Origin of the sequence: Flavonifractor sp. An4, from assembly GCF_002161755.1 — a bacterium.
Classification (GTDB): Bacteria; Bacillota; Clostridia; order Oscillospirales; family Oscillospiraceae; genus Flavonifractor; species Flavonifractor avicola.
The window spans coordinates 1-12,961 of sequence record NZ_NFIL01000003.1; the positions used below are offsets into that span (position 1 = coordinate 1).

Genomic DNA, 12,961 nt, shown 5'->3' on the forward strand with positions numbered 1-12,961 from the left:
TCTCTTTCAATTTGACCGGCGCTTGCGCGGCGGTTCTTTTCTCATACCCTTTTTTCGCCTTCTCCTGTGCCTGCAAATTTTTCTCATTTTCCTATTGATTTTTTATTTGCAGACTTTTCAAACACTTGATGGGTGTTCAGGCTTGCTTTATGCTTGTGACAATCAGCTTGACCCCTTCGATCCGCAGGACCCGCACAGGGGTACCTTCGGGGATGGGCTCTTCCGAATCGGAACGTGCGGTCCATATGGCGCCGCTCACCGTGACCTGACCTTTGGCGGCCCGGTTATCGATGGCCTGGGTGACCACACCTTCGGCGCCCACCGCCCGGTCGGCGTTGGTGGCCACCTGCTTGGGGGTCACATAGCGCTGGGCCAGGGGACGGATCACCAATAGGGTGACCAGAGAGACCACCAGGAATACCGCAAATTGAATCCAAATGTTATCCACAAAAAAGGACGTGATCAGTGCGGCCAGTGCGCCCAGCGCGAACCACAGGGAGACCAGGGTCACAGTCACTCCCTCCAGAACGGCCAGAACCACCAGCGCCACCAGCCAGCAAATACTGGGTATTGGCATAGACGGACCTCCTTTCTTACGCTTATCCTAGCATAGTTCCATAAAAAAGGGAAGTGACATTCCGTTACAGTTTGCCAAGCGGAGCGAAATAGGGTATACTGGACCAAACGATTGCTGTGACAAGGAGCCTGACATGAAAGAACTGGAATTGCTGATCCCCACATTGTTTGGTCTGGAGGGCCTGTGTGCCGAGGAGCTGCGCCGGCTGGGTCTGCCGGAGGTGAAGGCAGAGAACGGCCGGGTGGGCTGCAAGGCCCGGCCGGCGGACATCCCCCGGGTGAATCTGAACCTGCGTACCGGCGAGCGGGTGCTGCTGGTGGTGGGGCGGTATCATGCTGCCGACTTTGAGGCCCTGTTTGAAGGGGCAAAAGCCCTGCCTTGGGAGGAGTTTATCCCCCGGGAGGGAGCCTTCCCTGTAAAGGGATATTCCCTCAACTCCCAGCTCCATGCCCTGCCTGCCATCCAGTCTGTGCTGAAAAAGGCTCTGGCCGCCCGGCTGGGGCAGAAGTACGGCATGGATACCCTGCCGGAGACCGGCGCCCTCTATCAGGTCCAGTTCTCTCTGATGCACGATGAGGTCACCCTGATGCTGGATACCACCGGGGCTGGGCTCCACAAGCGGGGCTACCGTGCGGTGGGCGTGGTGGCGCCTCTGCGGGAGACCCTGGCCGCCGCCATGGTGCTCCTCTCCCGCTACCGGGGGAAAGATCCCTTCTGCGATCCCTTCTGCGGCTCGGGCACCATCGCCATTGAGGCCGCTCTCATCGCCAAGAACCGGGCCCCCGGACTGAACCGGGCCTTCTCCGCCCAGCGTTGGAAGTGGCTGGACAGCGGGCTGTGGCTCCAGGCCGCCGACGAGGCCATGGACAAGGAGTTCCACGGCGGTTACGACATCTGGGGCGGGGACATCGATCCCAAGGCGGTAGCCATTGCCCGGGACAACGCGGTAAAGGCAGATGTGGAAGATGTGGTCCGCTTTGAGGTGGCCGACGCGGTAAAATTCCACCGGGACGCCCCCGTGGGCCGGGTGGTCACCAATCCCCCCTACGGCGAGCGCATTCTGGAGAAGCGGGAGGCGGAGGACCTGTACCGGGCCTTCGGTAAGGCAGTGCGCACCCTGCCGGAGGGGTGGAAGGTGAGCGTACTCTCCTCCCATACCGAGTTTGAGCGGACCTTTGGCCGGACGGCGGACAAGAAGCGGAAGCTGTATAACGGTATGCTGAAATGCGACCTGTTCCAGTATGGCCTTGACAGACGGAGGTAGGATATGAAAAAGAAGAGGACGCTGCGATTGCCCTGTTTGCTGCTGGCCCTCTGCCTTCTGCTGGGGGGGCAGGCTTTGGCCGCACCCGAGGGAGCTACAGTGTGGGGCTACAGCGAGGGACTGGCCCAGTGTGAGTATAACGGCAAGTGGGGCTTTGTGGACGCTCAGAAGCGGGTAGTCATCCCCCTGAAATACAACAGTGTGGTATCCTTCTCCATGGGCCTGGCCGCCGTCAATCTGGATGGAAAGCTGGGTGTGATCCGGCCGGACGGCACCTACCTGATCCAGCCGGAGTACGGCACGTTGCTGCCCCTGGACTGCGGCCTCTATGTGGTGCAGAAGGGCACCCGCTGGGGTGTGGCCAGTATTCTGCCTTTCTCCGACGGACAGGGGGGAACCACCAATCTGCTGTACGACCTGATCTATGACAGTGCCACCATCACGGAGCAGGGAGGGACCCGGGTCCTTACCTTGACCAAGGATGGAGAGGTCACCAAGATCCCGGTGTTTGAGCTGCCCCGCATCCTGGTGGAGAAGGGAGTGCCCTCCGCCCGGTTTTCTCTGACCCGGGGCAAGCTGCCCGATTTCAGTGATGTGTCTCCCAGGGACTGGTTTGCGGTATGGGTGGATATCGCCTACAATGTGGGGCTGACCTCCGGTGTGGGCGGCAACCGGTATGCGCCGGAGCAGACCTTGACGGTGGCTGAGGTGCTCAAGCTGGCCGCCACCATGGAAAGCCGCTATAAAGATGACAGCTTCCATACCAGCAGTTCCACCGGACCCTACTGGTACTCCGGCGCGGTGAACTACTGTCTGGCCAGCGGCATCATTCAGAGCGGCACCTTCAGCCAAAAGGACTACCTGCGCCCGGCTACCCGGCGGGAGATCGCCCAGATCTTTGCGGCTACCAGCCAGGCCAAGCACATGAAGAACATCAACGATCTGTCCAGGATCAAGGTCTCCGTGCCCGACGTCAAGCCGGGCGATCCTGGCGCGGACGCCATTTACAGCCTGTATGCCAAGGGCGTACTCACCGGTGTGGACAGCAAGCTGACCTTCAACCCCAAAGGAACGGTGACCCGGGCGGAGGCGGCGGCCATTGTGGCCCGTATGGCAAGGGCGGAGCAGCGGCTGACCCTCTGGAGGACATTTAATCCCAATATCCTTGCCGCATGAGTTGGAGCAGATTGAAAGAGAGAGAGAGGAGGGTGCCTGTGCGGCACCTGTTCGTGATGAACCCCCATGCGGGGAAGTTTGACCGCAGCCAGGAGATGCTGGAGAAGATACGCCACATTATGGCTGGCCGCCGGTCGGAGTGGTCGGCGGTGCGGACGGAGGGAAGCGGCCACGCCACCCGTTTGGTGCAGGAGGCCGCCCAACAGGGAGACCCGCTGCGGGTATATGCCTGCGGCGGAGATGGTACCCTCAATGAGGTGGTCAACGGAGCCGCGGGACAGGCCCATGTGGCGGTGACCCACTGCCCCATGGGTTCGGGCAATGACTTTCTGCGCATATTCGGCCAGGATGCCGCCCGGTTCTGGCAGCTGGAGCAGCTGCTGGATGGGCCGCAGACCGCCATGGACCTGATTGAATGCAACGGGCGATACTCCCTGAATGTGTGTTCGGTGGGCTTTGACGCCCGCATCGGTTTTGGAGCGGCTGACTTCAAGAAGCTGCCTCTGGTCAGCGGCACGGCGGCCTATCAGATGTCCGCCCTGCGTACCATTATCCGGGGTATCCACCTGCCCTATCGGGTGGAGATCGACGGCGAGTTTATGCCCGGCGACCGGTTCACCCTGTTGTGTGCCTGCAATGGCCGGTACTACGGCGGCGGTTTCAATCCAAGTCCCACGGCTATGCCCGACGACGGGATGCTGGACTTCATCGTGATCCCGGCAGTGTCCCGTTTTACGGTCCTGGCACTGATCAAAAAATTTGCCCGGGGGGAGATCGGGGACATCCCGCAGGCCATTCTGCGCCGGGGCCGGGCCATGAATGTGCGGTGCGACCGGCTCACCGCGGTCAATGTGGACGGCGAACTGGTGGAGGGAACCGACCTGTCCATCCGCCTGTCCGATCAGAAGGTGCAGTTTTTCTATCCCGCCGGGGCCACATGGCAGGGGGCGCGAGCTTGTAAAGAGAAAGCGTGTATGGTAAAATAGAGATGTACAAATATAGGCCTATCCGTTCAAAAGGAGGATATTATGTACAGAATCGTCAAGTGGACCATGATTATTTTGAGCGCCCTCTATCTTCCCTGCGTCCTTCTGGTCCCATTTTTGACTGCCCTGCGTACGAGTCTGCTGGCGTGGCTGCTCTATGCGGTTTTTGTGGCGGTCACTGTCTTTGTGTGCGCCATCAACAGCAAAGCCTGCCGCACGGTGGGTCAGGGCATGGACCTGGACGAAAAGAATAAGGAGATCAGGATTACCCAGGAATTGGAGCGTTCCAAGCATTACTGGAGCCAGATGTGAGAGCATGGATTAGCACTCCTGCTGTGAGTTTGTGAACAAAACTTGAATTTTTCCAAAACTGACCCCCTTTTTTCAAAAAAGGGGGTTGATTTTTTGTGCGGAGAGAGGTATTATCATACACGTGGTTAGCACTCCGGTAAAATGAGTGCTAACAGATTGGATTGGTTAATAAGAAAATGAATCATATAAGGAGGAACCCATTATGAAACTCAAGCCTCTCGCCGACCGTGTGGTCATCAAGCTGGTTGAGGCCGAAGAAAAGACCAAGAGCGGCATCATCCTGACTGGTTCTGCCAAGGAGAAGCCCGAAGTGGCTCAGGTCATCGAGGTGGGCCCCGGCGGCCTGGTGGACGGCAAGGAAGTCACCATGACCGTGAAGGTGGGCGACAAGGTCATCACCAGCAAGTATGCCGGTACTGAGGTGAAGATCGACGGCGAGGAGTACACCATCGTTCGTCAGTCCGATATCCTGGCTATCGTCGAGTAAAGAACGTCCAAGGGGATTGCGTCCCCCTGGATACGAAACCGCCGCGCCGCAGGCGGCACAGCGGTTCCGGTACCCCCCTCGCCTTTGTACACAAAGGCGGTTGCCCGCCGGTGGCGGAGCAAGCATAGGTGTCCTGCGCAGGCGCGTGTCCTGCTCCGGACAAATTTTGATTTTAATTCCGCTCAGGCGGAATTTGCATGGAGGTAATTCATTATGGCTAAGATCATTTGCTACGGTGAGGAAGCCCGTCACGCTCTGGAGCGCGGCGTCAATCAGCTGGCCGATACCGTTAAGATCACCATGGGCCCCAAGGGCCGCAACGTGGTGCTGGACAAGAAGTTCGGTGCTCCCCTGATCACCAACGACGGCGTGACCATCGCTAAGGAGATCGAGCTGGACGATCCTTTTGAGAACATGGGCGCTCAGCTGGTGAAGGAAGTTTCCACCAAGACCAACGACGTGGCTGGCGACGGTACCACCACCGCCACCCTGCTGGCCCAGGCCATCATCCGCGAGGGCCTGAAGAACTTGGCTGCCGGCGCGAACCCCATGGTCATGAAGAAGGGCATTGCCAAGGCTACCGCCACCGCCGTGGAGGCCATCAAGGCCAACTCCAAGAAGGTCAACGGCTCCGACGATATCGCCCGCGTGGGCACCGTGTCCTCCGGCGACGAGACCGTGGGCAAGCTGATTGCTGAGGCCATGGAGAAGGTTTCCAACGACGGCGTTATCACCGTTGAGGAGTCCAAGACCGCTGAGACCTACAGCGAGGTCGTGGAAGGTATGCAGTTCGACCGCGGCTATATCACCCCCTATATGGTCACCGACACCGAGAAGATGGAGGCCGTTCTGGACGACGCCCTCATCCTCATCACCGATAAGAAGATCTCCAACATCCAGGAGCTGCTGCCTATCCTGGAGCAGGTGGTGCAGTCCGGCAAGAAGCTGCTGGTTATCGCCGAGGACGTGGAGGGCGAGGCTCTGTCCACCCTCATCGTCAACAAGCTGCGCGGCACCCTGAACGTGGTGTGCGTCAAGGCCCCCGGCTTCGGTGACCGCCGCAAGGAGATGCTGGAGGATATCGCCGTTCTGACTGGCGGTACCGTCATCACTGCCGACATGGGCTATGAGCTGAAGGAAGCCACCATGGATATGCTGGGCAAGGCCCGCCAGGTGAAGGTCTCCAAGGAGAACACCATCATCGTGGACGGCGCCGGCAGCTCCGAGGCCATCAAGAACCGTACCAACCAGATCCGCAGCCAGATCGAGACCACCACTTCCGACTATGACCGCGAGAAGCTCCAGGAGCGTCTGGCCAAGATGGCCGGCGGCGTGGCCATCATCCGCGTGGGCGCTGCCACCGAGGTGGAGATGAAGGAGAAGAAGCTCCGCATCGAGGACGCTCTGAACGCCACCCGCGCCGCTGTTGAGGAAGGCATTGTGGCCGGCGGCGGCACCGCCTATGTGAACGCTGTCTCCGCTGTGGAGAAGCTGCTGGACGAGACCGAGGGCGACGAGAAGACCGGTGTCCGCATCATCGCCAAGGCTCTGACCGAGCCCATGCGCCAGATTGCCACCAACGCCGGCATCGACGGCTCCGTGGTGCTGGAGAACGTGAAGAAGGCCGACAAGACCGGCTATGGCTTCGATGCCTACAACGAGACCTATGTGGACATGATCTCCGCCGGTATTGTGGATCCCACCAAGGTGACCCGTTCCGCTCTGGAGAACGCCGCTTCTATCGCTGCCACTCTGCTGACCACTGAGTCTCTGGTGGCCGACAAGAAGGAGCCCGCTCCCGCTGCTCCCGCTGCCCCCGACATGGGCGGTATGTACTAATCCAACGCCAAACATTGGGGCCCCCGGAACATTGTTCCGGGGGCCTTTTCTTGTCGGATTTGCAGGGAACAGCATCAGTCGGACTGATCCGGCCCTCCACTGGTGATGGCCGCCCAGGTTCTGCCGCCGTCGCCGGTGACAAAGACACAGGACAGCGTGTCCTCCTGACCGCCATCATAATACATACTGACTGTAAGTAGAGTCCCTACGTCCAGAGCAGCACCACTGGGTATGGCAGCCTGTTGTGCAAGGTCTGCCGCAGCAGGTGGGAGAGTGGTCTGTGCCTGGGACAGCTGAGGTACTTGGGCTGATCCCTGCCCAAGTACGGTTGCCATCCCTTGCTCCGCCGAGGCAGGAACGAAGTTTTGCAGGGAAAAGGCGCTCTCCACGCTGCCTGGAATCAGCAGCCGGGCGGCAGGCAGCAGCCACAGGGCGTAGAGGATCACAGGGGAGATGCGCCTGCGAAAGAGTGTGCGCAGGAGCAGCAGCACGGCGATGAGTAAAGTCCCCTGTACGGTCATTTGCAGCAGCTGTGTCATGAGCTTTCCCTGCCTTTCCGCAAAAGCGTGATCAGCTCTTCTACCTCTGCGCTGTCCAGCGCCTCCGAGCTCACCAGGGACTGGGCCAGCAGGGCCACGTCCCCACCGTATACCCGGTCCAAAATCTGCCGGGTCTCCTCCTGTACCGCTGCTTCCTTCTGAATCAGTGGCCGGTAGAGCTTTACCGGCTTGGCCTCTTCACAGGAGATGGCCTCCTTCTTCTCCATACGCTTCAGGAAGGCGGCTACCGCCGGCTTGCTCCAGTTCTGGGCCGCAACACCGTCACAGATCTCCCGAAAGGTAGCAGTCCCTCGTTTCCAGATTTCCTGCATGATGAGCCACTCGCTGTGAGAAAGAGATACACTGCGTTCCATACCACACCTCCATTAACTATTTGTCTAATAAGACTATAGCGCATCTCGAACGGGAAGTCAAGAAGATATTAACTAAATAGTTAATGGAGCCAGCGGCTGGGGAAAGCAGGGGGAGGTGCCCTTTCCTTCACGAGCTGAAAATTCTTTCAGGTGCCCCTTGCATTTTGGACCAGAATATGATAGGTTGATAGTAATAGAAAATACTTTTATAAAAGAAGGGGTGGCGTATGCAAAAAGCGTTAACGTCTGCGGCCCTGAAACAAACCAATCGGCGAAGAATCTATCAATATATTTATCAAAACGGGGAGCCGGTGACCAAGCAGGAGATTGCCGGGGCCCTGGGGCTAAGTTTGCCTACGGTATCCGGTAATCTGAACGATTTTCTGGAGGAGGGCCTGTTGTCCTATTCCGGTACCCAGGCCTCCACAGGCGGGCGGAAGCCCAGGACCATCTCCCTGGTGGCGGACGCGCGGTTTTCTGTGGGCATCTCCATTATGGATGACGCGGTGCGGCTGGTGGCCATCAACATCCGGGCTCAGGAATTGGGATACCAAAAAGTGTGTAAGAAGTTCAGCCACAGCCCCCATTATTATCAGGAAGTGGCCCAGTTGTTGGAGCACTTCCTGGACGCGCTGGGGCTGGATCGAAAAAGGCTGCTGGGCGTGGGGATCACCGTTCCGGGCATTGTGGATGCGGAGCGGGAGCGGCTGGTGTTTGCCCCCACGCTGGAACTGCGGGATATCCCTCTGGCTGAAATCACAGGGGCCTTTTCCTACGCAGTTCGCGTAGAAAACGACGCCAATGCCAGTGGATATGCGGAGAGCTGGGCAAGAAGCGAGAGCAGAAATTTGATTTATCTCTCTCTGGAGCGCGGCGTGGGCGGCGCCATCCTGATGGGGAACAAGCCCTATGTCGGGGACAACGGCCGCAGCGGCGAATTCGGCCATATCTGCATTGTACCAGACGGCAGACCCTGCCGGTGCGGCAAGCGGGGCTGCCTGGAAGCCTACTGCTCAACCTCCCGGCTCAGCGATGATCTGGGCATTACCCTGGAGGAGTTTTTCTCCATGCTGAAGTGCGGCAACTACCAGATTGCCCTGACCTGGGAGCAATATCGCCATCACCTGACCGACGGCCTAGCCATCATTCGGATGGGCATGGACTGTGATATTGTGTTGGGCGGAATGCTGGCGGCCTATCTGGAGGACCAGCTGGATCTGATCCGGCAGGAGGTATGCCAAAAGACCCTCTTTGACGAGGATGGCGCATTTCTGACTTTGGACCGGTTCAAATCTCACAGCGCCTGTGTGGGCACGGCCCTGCACGATGTGAACCGCTTCTTGGATTCCTTTTAATGAAATAAGAAAAAGGGGACGCCCGGCAGCAGTGCTGCCGGGCGTCCCTTTTTGGCAAATGGCACATAGCACTTTATACAATCTTTTCGGCAATTGGGAGAAATGTCAAAAAGGGGATTGACTTTTCATATTTGAGAGTGTAATCTAATGGCAAGAACTTTAGTAAATCTATTTTATAAAATTGATTTACGATAGCGCAACGGTGATAAGGAAAAGGAGGAACCAGCTATGGGCAAGCGACCTGTTACTCTGTGTACCTGTCAGTGGGCGGACCTGCCTCTGGACGAATTGTGTGCGCTGGCGGAGAAGATGGGCTATGATGGCCTGGAGATCGCCTGCTGGGGCAGCAATCTGGATCTGGACCGGGCCCTGGAAGACGAGAGCTACATCCCCTGGGTGCAGGAGATCCTGAAGAAGCACAACCTGATCTGCAAGGCCCTGGCTACCCACATCATCGGCCAGTGCGTGGGCGATGCGCCCGATCCCCGGCTGAATAACTTTGCGCCCGCCGCTCTGGCCGATCAGCCCGACGCCATCCGCCAGTGGGGCGTCGATACCATGAAGAAGGCCGCCGTGGTGGCCAACAAGATGGGCGTCAAGATCATCACCGGCTTTACCGGCTCCCCCATCTGGCGCTACCACGGCTCTGAACACTGAGGAGATCGAACATCTCTTCGGCATCGTGCGCCGGCTGAAGGGGGAGGGGAAGTCCTTTATCTTTATCTCCCACAAGATGCCGGAAATTTTTGAGATCGCCGACCGCTATACCATCCTGCGCAATGGCTCTTTCATCTCCTCAGGCCGCATCGCCGACATCACGCCGGAGGAAGTGACCCGGCAGATGGTGGGTGAGGGCTATGTGAACCAGGAGGTTTATGAGGCCCGCAAGCTGGGTGAACCCATCCTGGAGCTGGAGGGACTGACCGGCAAGGGCTTCCACGATGTGACCCTGTCCGTCCACAAAGGCGAAGTGCTTGGCTTTACCGGCCTGAAAGGCGCCGGCAGCAGCGAATTGATGCAGGCCGTCTTTGGGGCCATTCCCTTTACCGCCGGCAGACTGAAGATATGGGGCAAGCCGGTAGCCTCCGGTACCATCCATAAGGCCATGAAGGACAAGGTGGCCATGCTGGCCGCCAATCGGAAGGAAAACTCCGTCATTCCTGATATGACGCTTCTAGAGAATACATATTGCGCTGAGCACACCCTCAGCGGCCGCCATCCCCATATCCATGTGAAGCGGGAGGCGGCCAAGTACAACAAGCTCAAGCAGATGCTCAACATCAAGGCGGAGAGCCATGAGGACCTGATCGTCAGCCTCTCCGGCGGCAATCAGCAGAAGGTGATCCTGGCCCGGTGGCTCAACACCGAGGCGGAGATCCTGCTGCTGGACAATCCTACCCAGGGCATCGATGTGGGCGCCAAGACCGAGATCTACAAGCTGATCCAGGAGCTGGCCAAGGCGGGCAAAACCGTCATCGTCAATACCCTGGAGATCCCGGAGATCCAAAAGGTGGCCGACCGCTGCGTGGTGTTCTACCACGGCGGTGTCCAGGCCGTGCTGGAGCGCAGCGAGATCACCGAGGAGCGGGTCATGCTCCTGGCTACCAACGCATCCGCCATCCGCGCGGAGCAGGGACAAGAGGTGTGAGACCATGAAAGAGAAGAACAACGCGGCCGCTCTGGTCAAAAGTATCTGGCACAAATATAACTTTATCCTGATCTTCCTGGCCATCCTGGTGGTGTTCCTCATCATCAACCACGGCGCCACCACCATGACCACCCTGATGAACATTCCACGTCACTCCACCGTCATCGGCATCATTGCCCTGGGTATGGGCCTGATCATCCTGACCGGCGACATCGATCTGTCGGTGGGCTCCCAGCTGGCGCTGGTGGGCGGTCTCACCGTCATGGTGTTCAACAACACCAACAACATCGCCCTTTCCTTCCTGTTTGCCGTCTTCATGGGTGTGATTCTGGGCCTTATCAACGGTGTGCTCATCGGCCTGGTGAAAATGCCGGCCTTCATTGTTACGCTGGCCACCATGCTGATGTACCGCTCCATCGCTCAGACCGTGATGAACAGCAACAACTGGACCATCTATCAGCTGGACGCCGGCCTGTCCCAGTGGCAGCCTCTGTGGGTCATCGGCAACCAGTCGGTGATCCAGATCCCCATTCTGGTGCTCATCCTGGTGGTGGTAGTGGCCATTATGACCTACCTGTCCACCAGTACCAAGTTCGGCAAGCGGGTGTATGCTCTGGGCAGCAACGAGCGGGCCGCTCAGCTCTCCGGTATCAATGTAAGCATGACCCGGGTGTTGGTCTTTGTCATCGCCGGCGTGCTGATGGGCATCGCATCCTTCCTCTATGTGGCTAACGTGGGCTCCGTGGACCCGGCCACCAGCGGCAAGAACTATGAGCTGTACTCCATTGCCGGCGTGGTCATCGGTGGCATCAGTATGTCGGGCGGTAAGGGCCGCATCCTGGGTGTGGTGTTCGGTTCCATGTCCTTTACCATTATCGACAAGATCATCACCGCTCTGGGTCTCAACCCGCTGATCAACGACACCATTAAAGGCGCCATCCTGCTGCTGGCTATCGCCGTGCAGATGCTGCCTGCCATCACTCAGAAACTGCGCAAGGCGCGTACAGCATAATTCTGAAATGCAAAAGGGAGGGTATCGCTATGAAAACCTATGAGGAAATCGACAAAATTGTCTATGAGGGGCCGAACAGCAACGAGCCCTTCGCCTTCAAATACTACAACCCCGATGAGGTGTTGGCGGGCAAGCCTATGCGGGAGCACCTGAAGTTCGCCATGAGTTACTGGCATACCATCTGTGCCGAGGGTGTGGATATGTTCGGCAGCGGCACCATGGACAAGAGCTTCGGCCAGAGCGATCCTATGGCCAAGTTCCGGGCCAAAGCAGACTTTGCCTTCGGTCTGATGGATAAGCTGGACCTGGATTACTACTGCTTCCACGATGTGGACATTGCCCCCGAGGGCGCCACTGTGAAGGAGAGCATTGAGAACTTCAAGGTCATGGTGGGCTACCTGAAAGAGCTCCAGGAGAAGCACAACAAGAAGTGCCTGTGGGTCACCGCCAACAACTTCGGTGACAAGAAGTTCATGGCTGGCGCCGCCACTTCCTGCAGCGCCGACGTGTATGCCGTAGCCGCCGCCAAGGTGAAGGCCTGCATGGATGCCGCCATTGAGCTGGGGGCCACCGGCTATGTGTTCTGGGGCGGCCGTGAAGGCTATGAGACCCTGTTGAACACCGACATGGGGCTGGAGCTGGACAATCTGGCCCGCTTCCTCACCATGGCCCGTGACTATGGCCGTGCCCACGGCTTCAAGGGTGACTTCTACATTGAGCCCAAGCCCAAGGAGCCCACCAAGCATCAGTATGACTTTGACGTGGCCACCTGCATGAACTTCCTGCGGAAGTACGGCCTCACCGGCGACTTCAAGATGAACATTGAAGCCAACCACGCCACCCTGGCGGGCCACACCTTCCAGCATGAGCTGCGCACCGCCATTGTCAACGATTCCTTTGGCTCCATCGACGCAAACCAGGGCGACCTGTTCCTGGGCTGGGATACCGATCAGTTCCCCACCGACGTGTACAACACCACCTACTGCATGATGGAGGTGCTGAAGGCGGGTGGCTTTACCAACGGCGGCCTGAACTTCGACGCCAAGACCCGCCGTCCCTCCAACACCCTGGAGGACATCCTGCTGGCCTACATCGCCGGTATGGACTCCTTCGCCCTGGGCCTGCGGAAGGCTCTGGCCCTCCAGGCCGACGGCCGGCTGGACCAGTTCGTGGAGGACCGGTATGCCAGCTACCGCAGCGGCGTGGGCAAGACCATCGTGGACGGCACCGCCACTCTGGAGTCCCTGTCCGATTACGCCATGGGCCTGGAGAAGATCGACGTGCCCAGCGGCCGGCAGGAGTACCTGGAAACCATCGTCAACAACGTCATGTTCCGCTGAGCGCTTGTGCGCGGAGGGGCGCGCCGGACCCGGCGCGCCCCTTTTACATTGG

Annotated in this window: 14 protein-coding genes; 11 read left to right on the forward strand and 3 right to left on the reverse strand. The window is 58.7% G+C overall.

Annotation, left to right across the window (positions count from 1 at the left end; all coding sequences use genetic code 11):
- Window positions 1-136 precede the first annotated feature (136 nt).
- On the reverse strand, window positions 137-577 hold the full coding sequence (locus B5F94_RS02025) for an NfeD family protein (protein WP_087327232.1): 441 nt from the start codon (window positions 575-577) through the stop codon (window positions 137-139).
- Between the two features lie 133 nt (window positions 578-710).
- On the opposite strand from B5F94_RS02025, the gene B5F94_RS02030 reads away from it, so the two are divergent.
- The 6 genes from B5F94_RS02030 to groL all read left to right on the forward strand — a co-directional run bounded on the left by B5F94_RS02030 (window position 711) and on the right by groL (window position 6,641).
- Window positions 711-1,841, forward strand: coding sequence for a THUMP domain-containing class I SAM-dependent RNA methyltransferase (locus B5F94_RS02030; protein ID WP_087327236.1), 1,131 nt, complete (start codon window positions 711-713; stop codon window positions 1,839-1,841).
- A 3-nt stretch (window positions 1,842-1,844) separates the two neighbouring features.
- The gene (locus B5F94_RS02035) at window positions 1,845-3,017 is read left to right on the forward strand and encodes an S-layer homology domain-containing protein (protein WP_087327239.1); all 1,173 of its coding nucleotides are present in this window, start codon (window positions 1,845-1,847) and stop codon (window positions 3,015-3,017) included.
- A 38-nt stretch (window positions 3,018-3,055) separates the two neighbouring features.
- The gene (locus B5F94_RS02040) at window positions 3,056-4,003 is read left to right on the forward strand and encodes a diacylglycerol/lipid kinase family protein (RefSeq protein WP_242965543.1); all 948 of its coding nucleotides are present in this window, start codon (window positions 3,056-3,058) and stop codon (window positions 4,001-4,003) included.
- 42 nt (window positions 4,004-4,045) lie between these two features.
- Entirely contained in the window at window positions 4,046-4,315 is a 270-nt protein-coding gene (locus B5F94_RS02045) for a hypothetical protein (protein ID WP_087327245.1), read from the forward strand.
- 202 nt (window positions 4,316-4,517) lie between these two features.
- Window positions 4,518-4,802, forward strand: a complete 285-nt coding sequence (locus B5F94_RS02050) for a co-chaperone GroES (RefSeq protein ID WP_087188593.1) — start codon at window positions 4,518-4,520, stop codon at window positions 4,800-4,802.
- 213 nt (window positions 4,803-5,015) lie between these two features.
- Window positions 5,016-6,641 (forward strand): chaperonin GroEL, encoded by a 1,626-nt coding sequence (gene groL / locus B5F94_RS02055; protein WP_087327248.1) that lies wholly within the window; start codon window positions 5,016-5,018, stop codon window positions 6,639-6,641.
- Between the two features lie 74 nt (window positions 6,642-6,715).
- On the opposite strand, the gene B5F94_RS02060 is transcribed toward groL, so the two are convergent.
- Together B5F94_RS02060 and B5F94_RS02065 are read right to left on the reverse strand one after the other, a co-directional pair.
- Window positions 6,716-7,180 carry a M56 family metallopeptidase gene (locus B5F94_RS02060; RefSeq protein ID WP_087327251.1) on the reverse strand — a complete coding sequence of 155 codons (465 nt, stop codon included), beginning with the start codon at window positions 7,178-7,180 and terminating at the stop codon, window positions 6,716-6,718.
- On the reverse strand, window positions 7,177-7,554 hold the full coding sequence (locus B5F94_RS02065) for a BlaI/MecI/CopY family transcriptional regulator (protein WP_087327254.1): 378 nt from the start codon (window positions 7,552-7,554) through the stop codon (window positions 7,177-7,179). Before B5F94_RS02065 ends, B5F94_RS02060 begins: the two co-directional genes overlap by 4 nt.
- 227 nt (window positions 7,555-7,781) lie before the next feature.
- Here B5F94_RS02065 and B5F94_RS02070 point away from each other — a divergent pair, with 227 nt between their 5' ends.
- The 5 genes from B5F94_RS02070 (at window position 7,782) to xylA (ending at window position 12,909) form a co-directional block, all read left to right on the forward strand.
- A complete protein-coding gene (locus tag B5F94_RS02070) occupies window positions 7,782-8,909 on the forward strand; it encodes an ROK family transcriptional regulator (protein WP_087268095.1) in 1,128 nt (375 codons plus the stop codon).
- 228 nt (window positions 8,910-9,137) lie between these two features.
- Window positions 9,138-9,566 (forward strand): sugar phosphate isomerase/epimerase family protein, encoded by a 429-nt coding sequence (locus B5F94_RS02075; RefSeq protein ID WP_087327257.1) that lies wholly within the window; start codon window positions 9,138-9,140, stop codon window positions 9,564-9,566.
- Between the two features lie 25 nt (window positions 9,567-9,591).
- Complete coding sequence (locus B5F94_RS02080) at window positions 9,592-10,557, forward strand: ATP-binding cassette domain-containing protein (RefSeq protein WP_242965545.1); 966 nt, start codon at window positions 9,592-9,594, stop codon at window positions 10,555-10,557.
- 4 nt (window positions 10,558-10,561) lie between these two features.
- A complete protein-coding gene (locus tag B5F94_RS02085; RefSeq protein WP_087327263.1) occupies window positions 10,562-11,569 on the forward strand; it encodes an ABC transporter permease in 1,008 nt (335 codons plus the stop codon).
- 29 nt (window positions 11,570-11,598) lie between these two features.
- Complete coding sequence (xylA, locus tag B5F94_RS02090; protein ID WP_087327266.1) at window positions 11,599-12,909, forward strand: xylose isomerase; 1,311 nt, start codon at window positions 11,599-11,601, stop codon at window positions 12,907-12,909.
- Window positions 12,910-12,961 lie beyond the last annotated feature (52 nt).

Bases quoted from the DNA above. Each gene is read 5' to 3' on its own strand.
- B5F94_RS02065 (WP_087327254.1), bottom strand. From the start codon at position 7,554: ATGGAACGCAGTGTATCTCTTTCTCACAGCGAGTGGCTCATCATGCAG.
- B5F94_RS02025 (WP_087327232.1), bottom strand. From the start codon at position 577: ATGCCAATACCCAGTATTTGCTGGCTGGTGGCGCTGGTGGTTCTGGCC.
- groL (WP_087327248.1), top strand. From the start codon at position 5,016: ATGGCTAAGATCATTTGCTACGGTGAGGAAGCCCGTCACGCTCTGGAG.
- B5F94_RS02070 (WP_087268095.1), top strand. From the start codon at position 7,782: ATGCAAAAAGCGTTAACGTCTGCGGCCCTGAAACAAACCAATCGGCGA.
- B5F94_RS02075 (WP_087327257.1), top strand. From the start codon at position 9,138: ATGGGCAAGCGACCTGTTACTCTGTGTACCTGTCAGTGGGCGGACCTG.
- B5F94_RS02085 (WP_087327263.1), top strand. From the start codon at position 10,562: ATGAAAGAGAAGAACAACGCGGCCGCTCTGGTCAAAAGTATCTGGCAC.
- xylA (WP_087327266.1), top strand. From the start codon at position 11,599: ATGAAAACCTATGAGGAAATCGACAAAATTGTCTATGAGGGGCCGAAC.
- B5F94_RS02060 (WP_087327251.1), bottom strand. From the start codon at position 7,180: ATGACACAGCTGCTGCAAATGACCGTACAGGGGACTTTACTCATCGCC.
- B5F94_RS02050 (WP_087188593.1), top strand. From the start codon at position 4,518: ATGAAACTCAAGCCTCTCGCCGACCGTGTGGTCATCAAGCTGGTTGAG.
- B5F94_RS02035 (WP_087327239.1), top strand. From the start codon at position 1,845: ATGAAAAAGAAGAGGACGCTGCGATTGCCCTGTTTGCTGCTGGCCCTC.
- B5F94_RS02045 (WP_087327245.1), top strand. From the start codon at position 4,046: ATGTACAGAATCGTCAAGTGGACCATGATTATTTTGAGCGCCCTCTAT.
- B5F94_RS02030 (WP_087327236.1), top strand. From the start codon at position 711: ATGAAAGAACTGGAATTGCTGATCCCCACATTGTTTGGTCTGGAGGGC.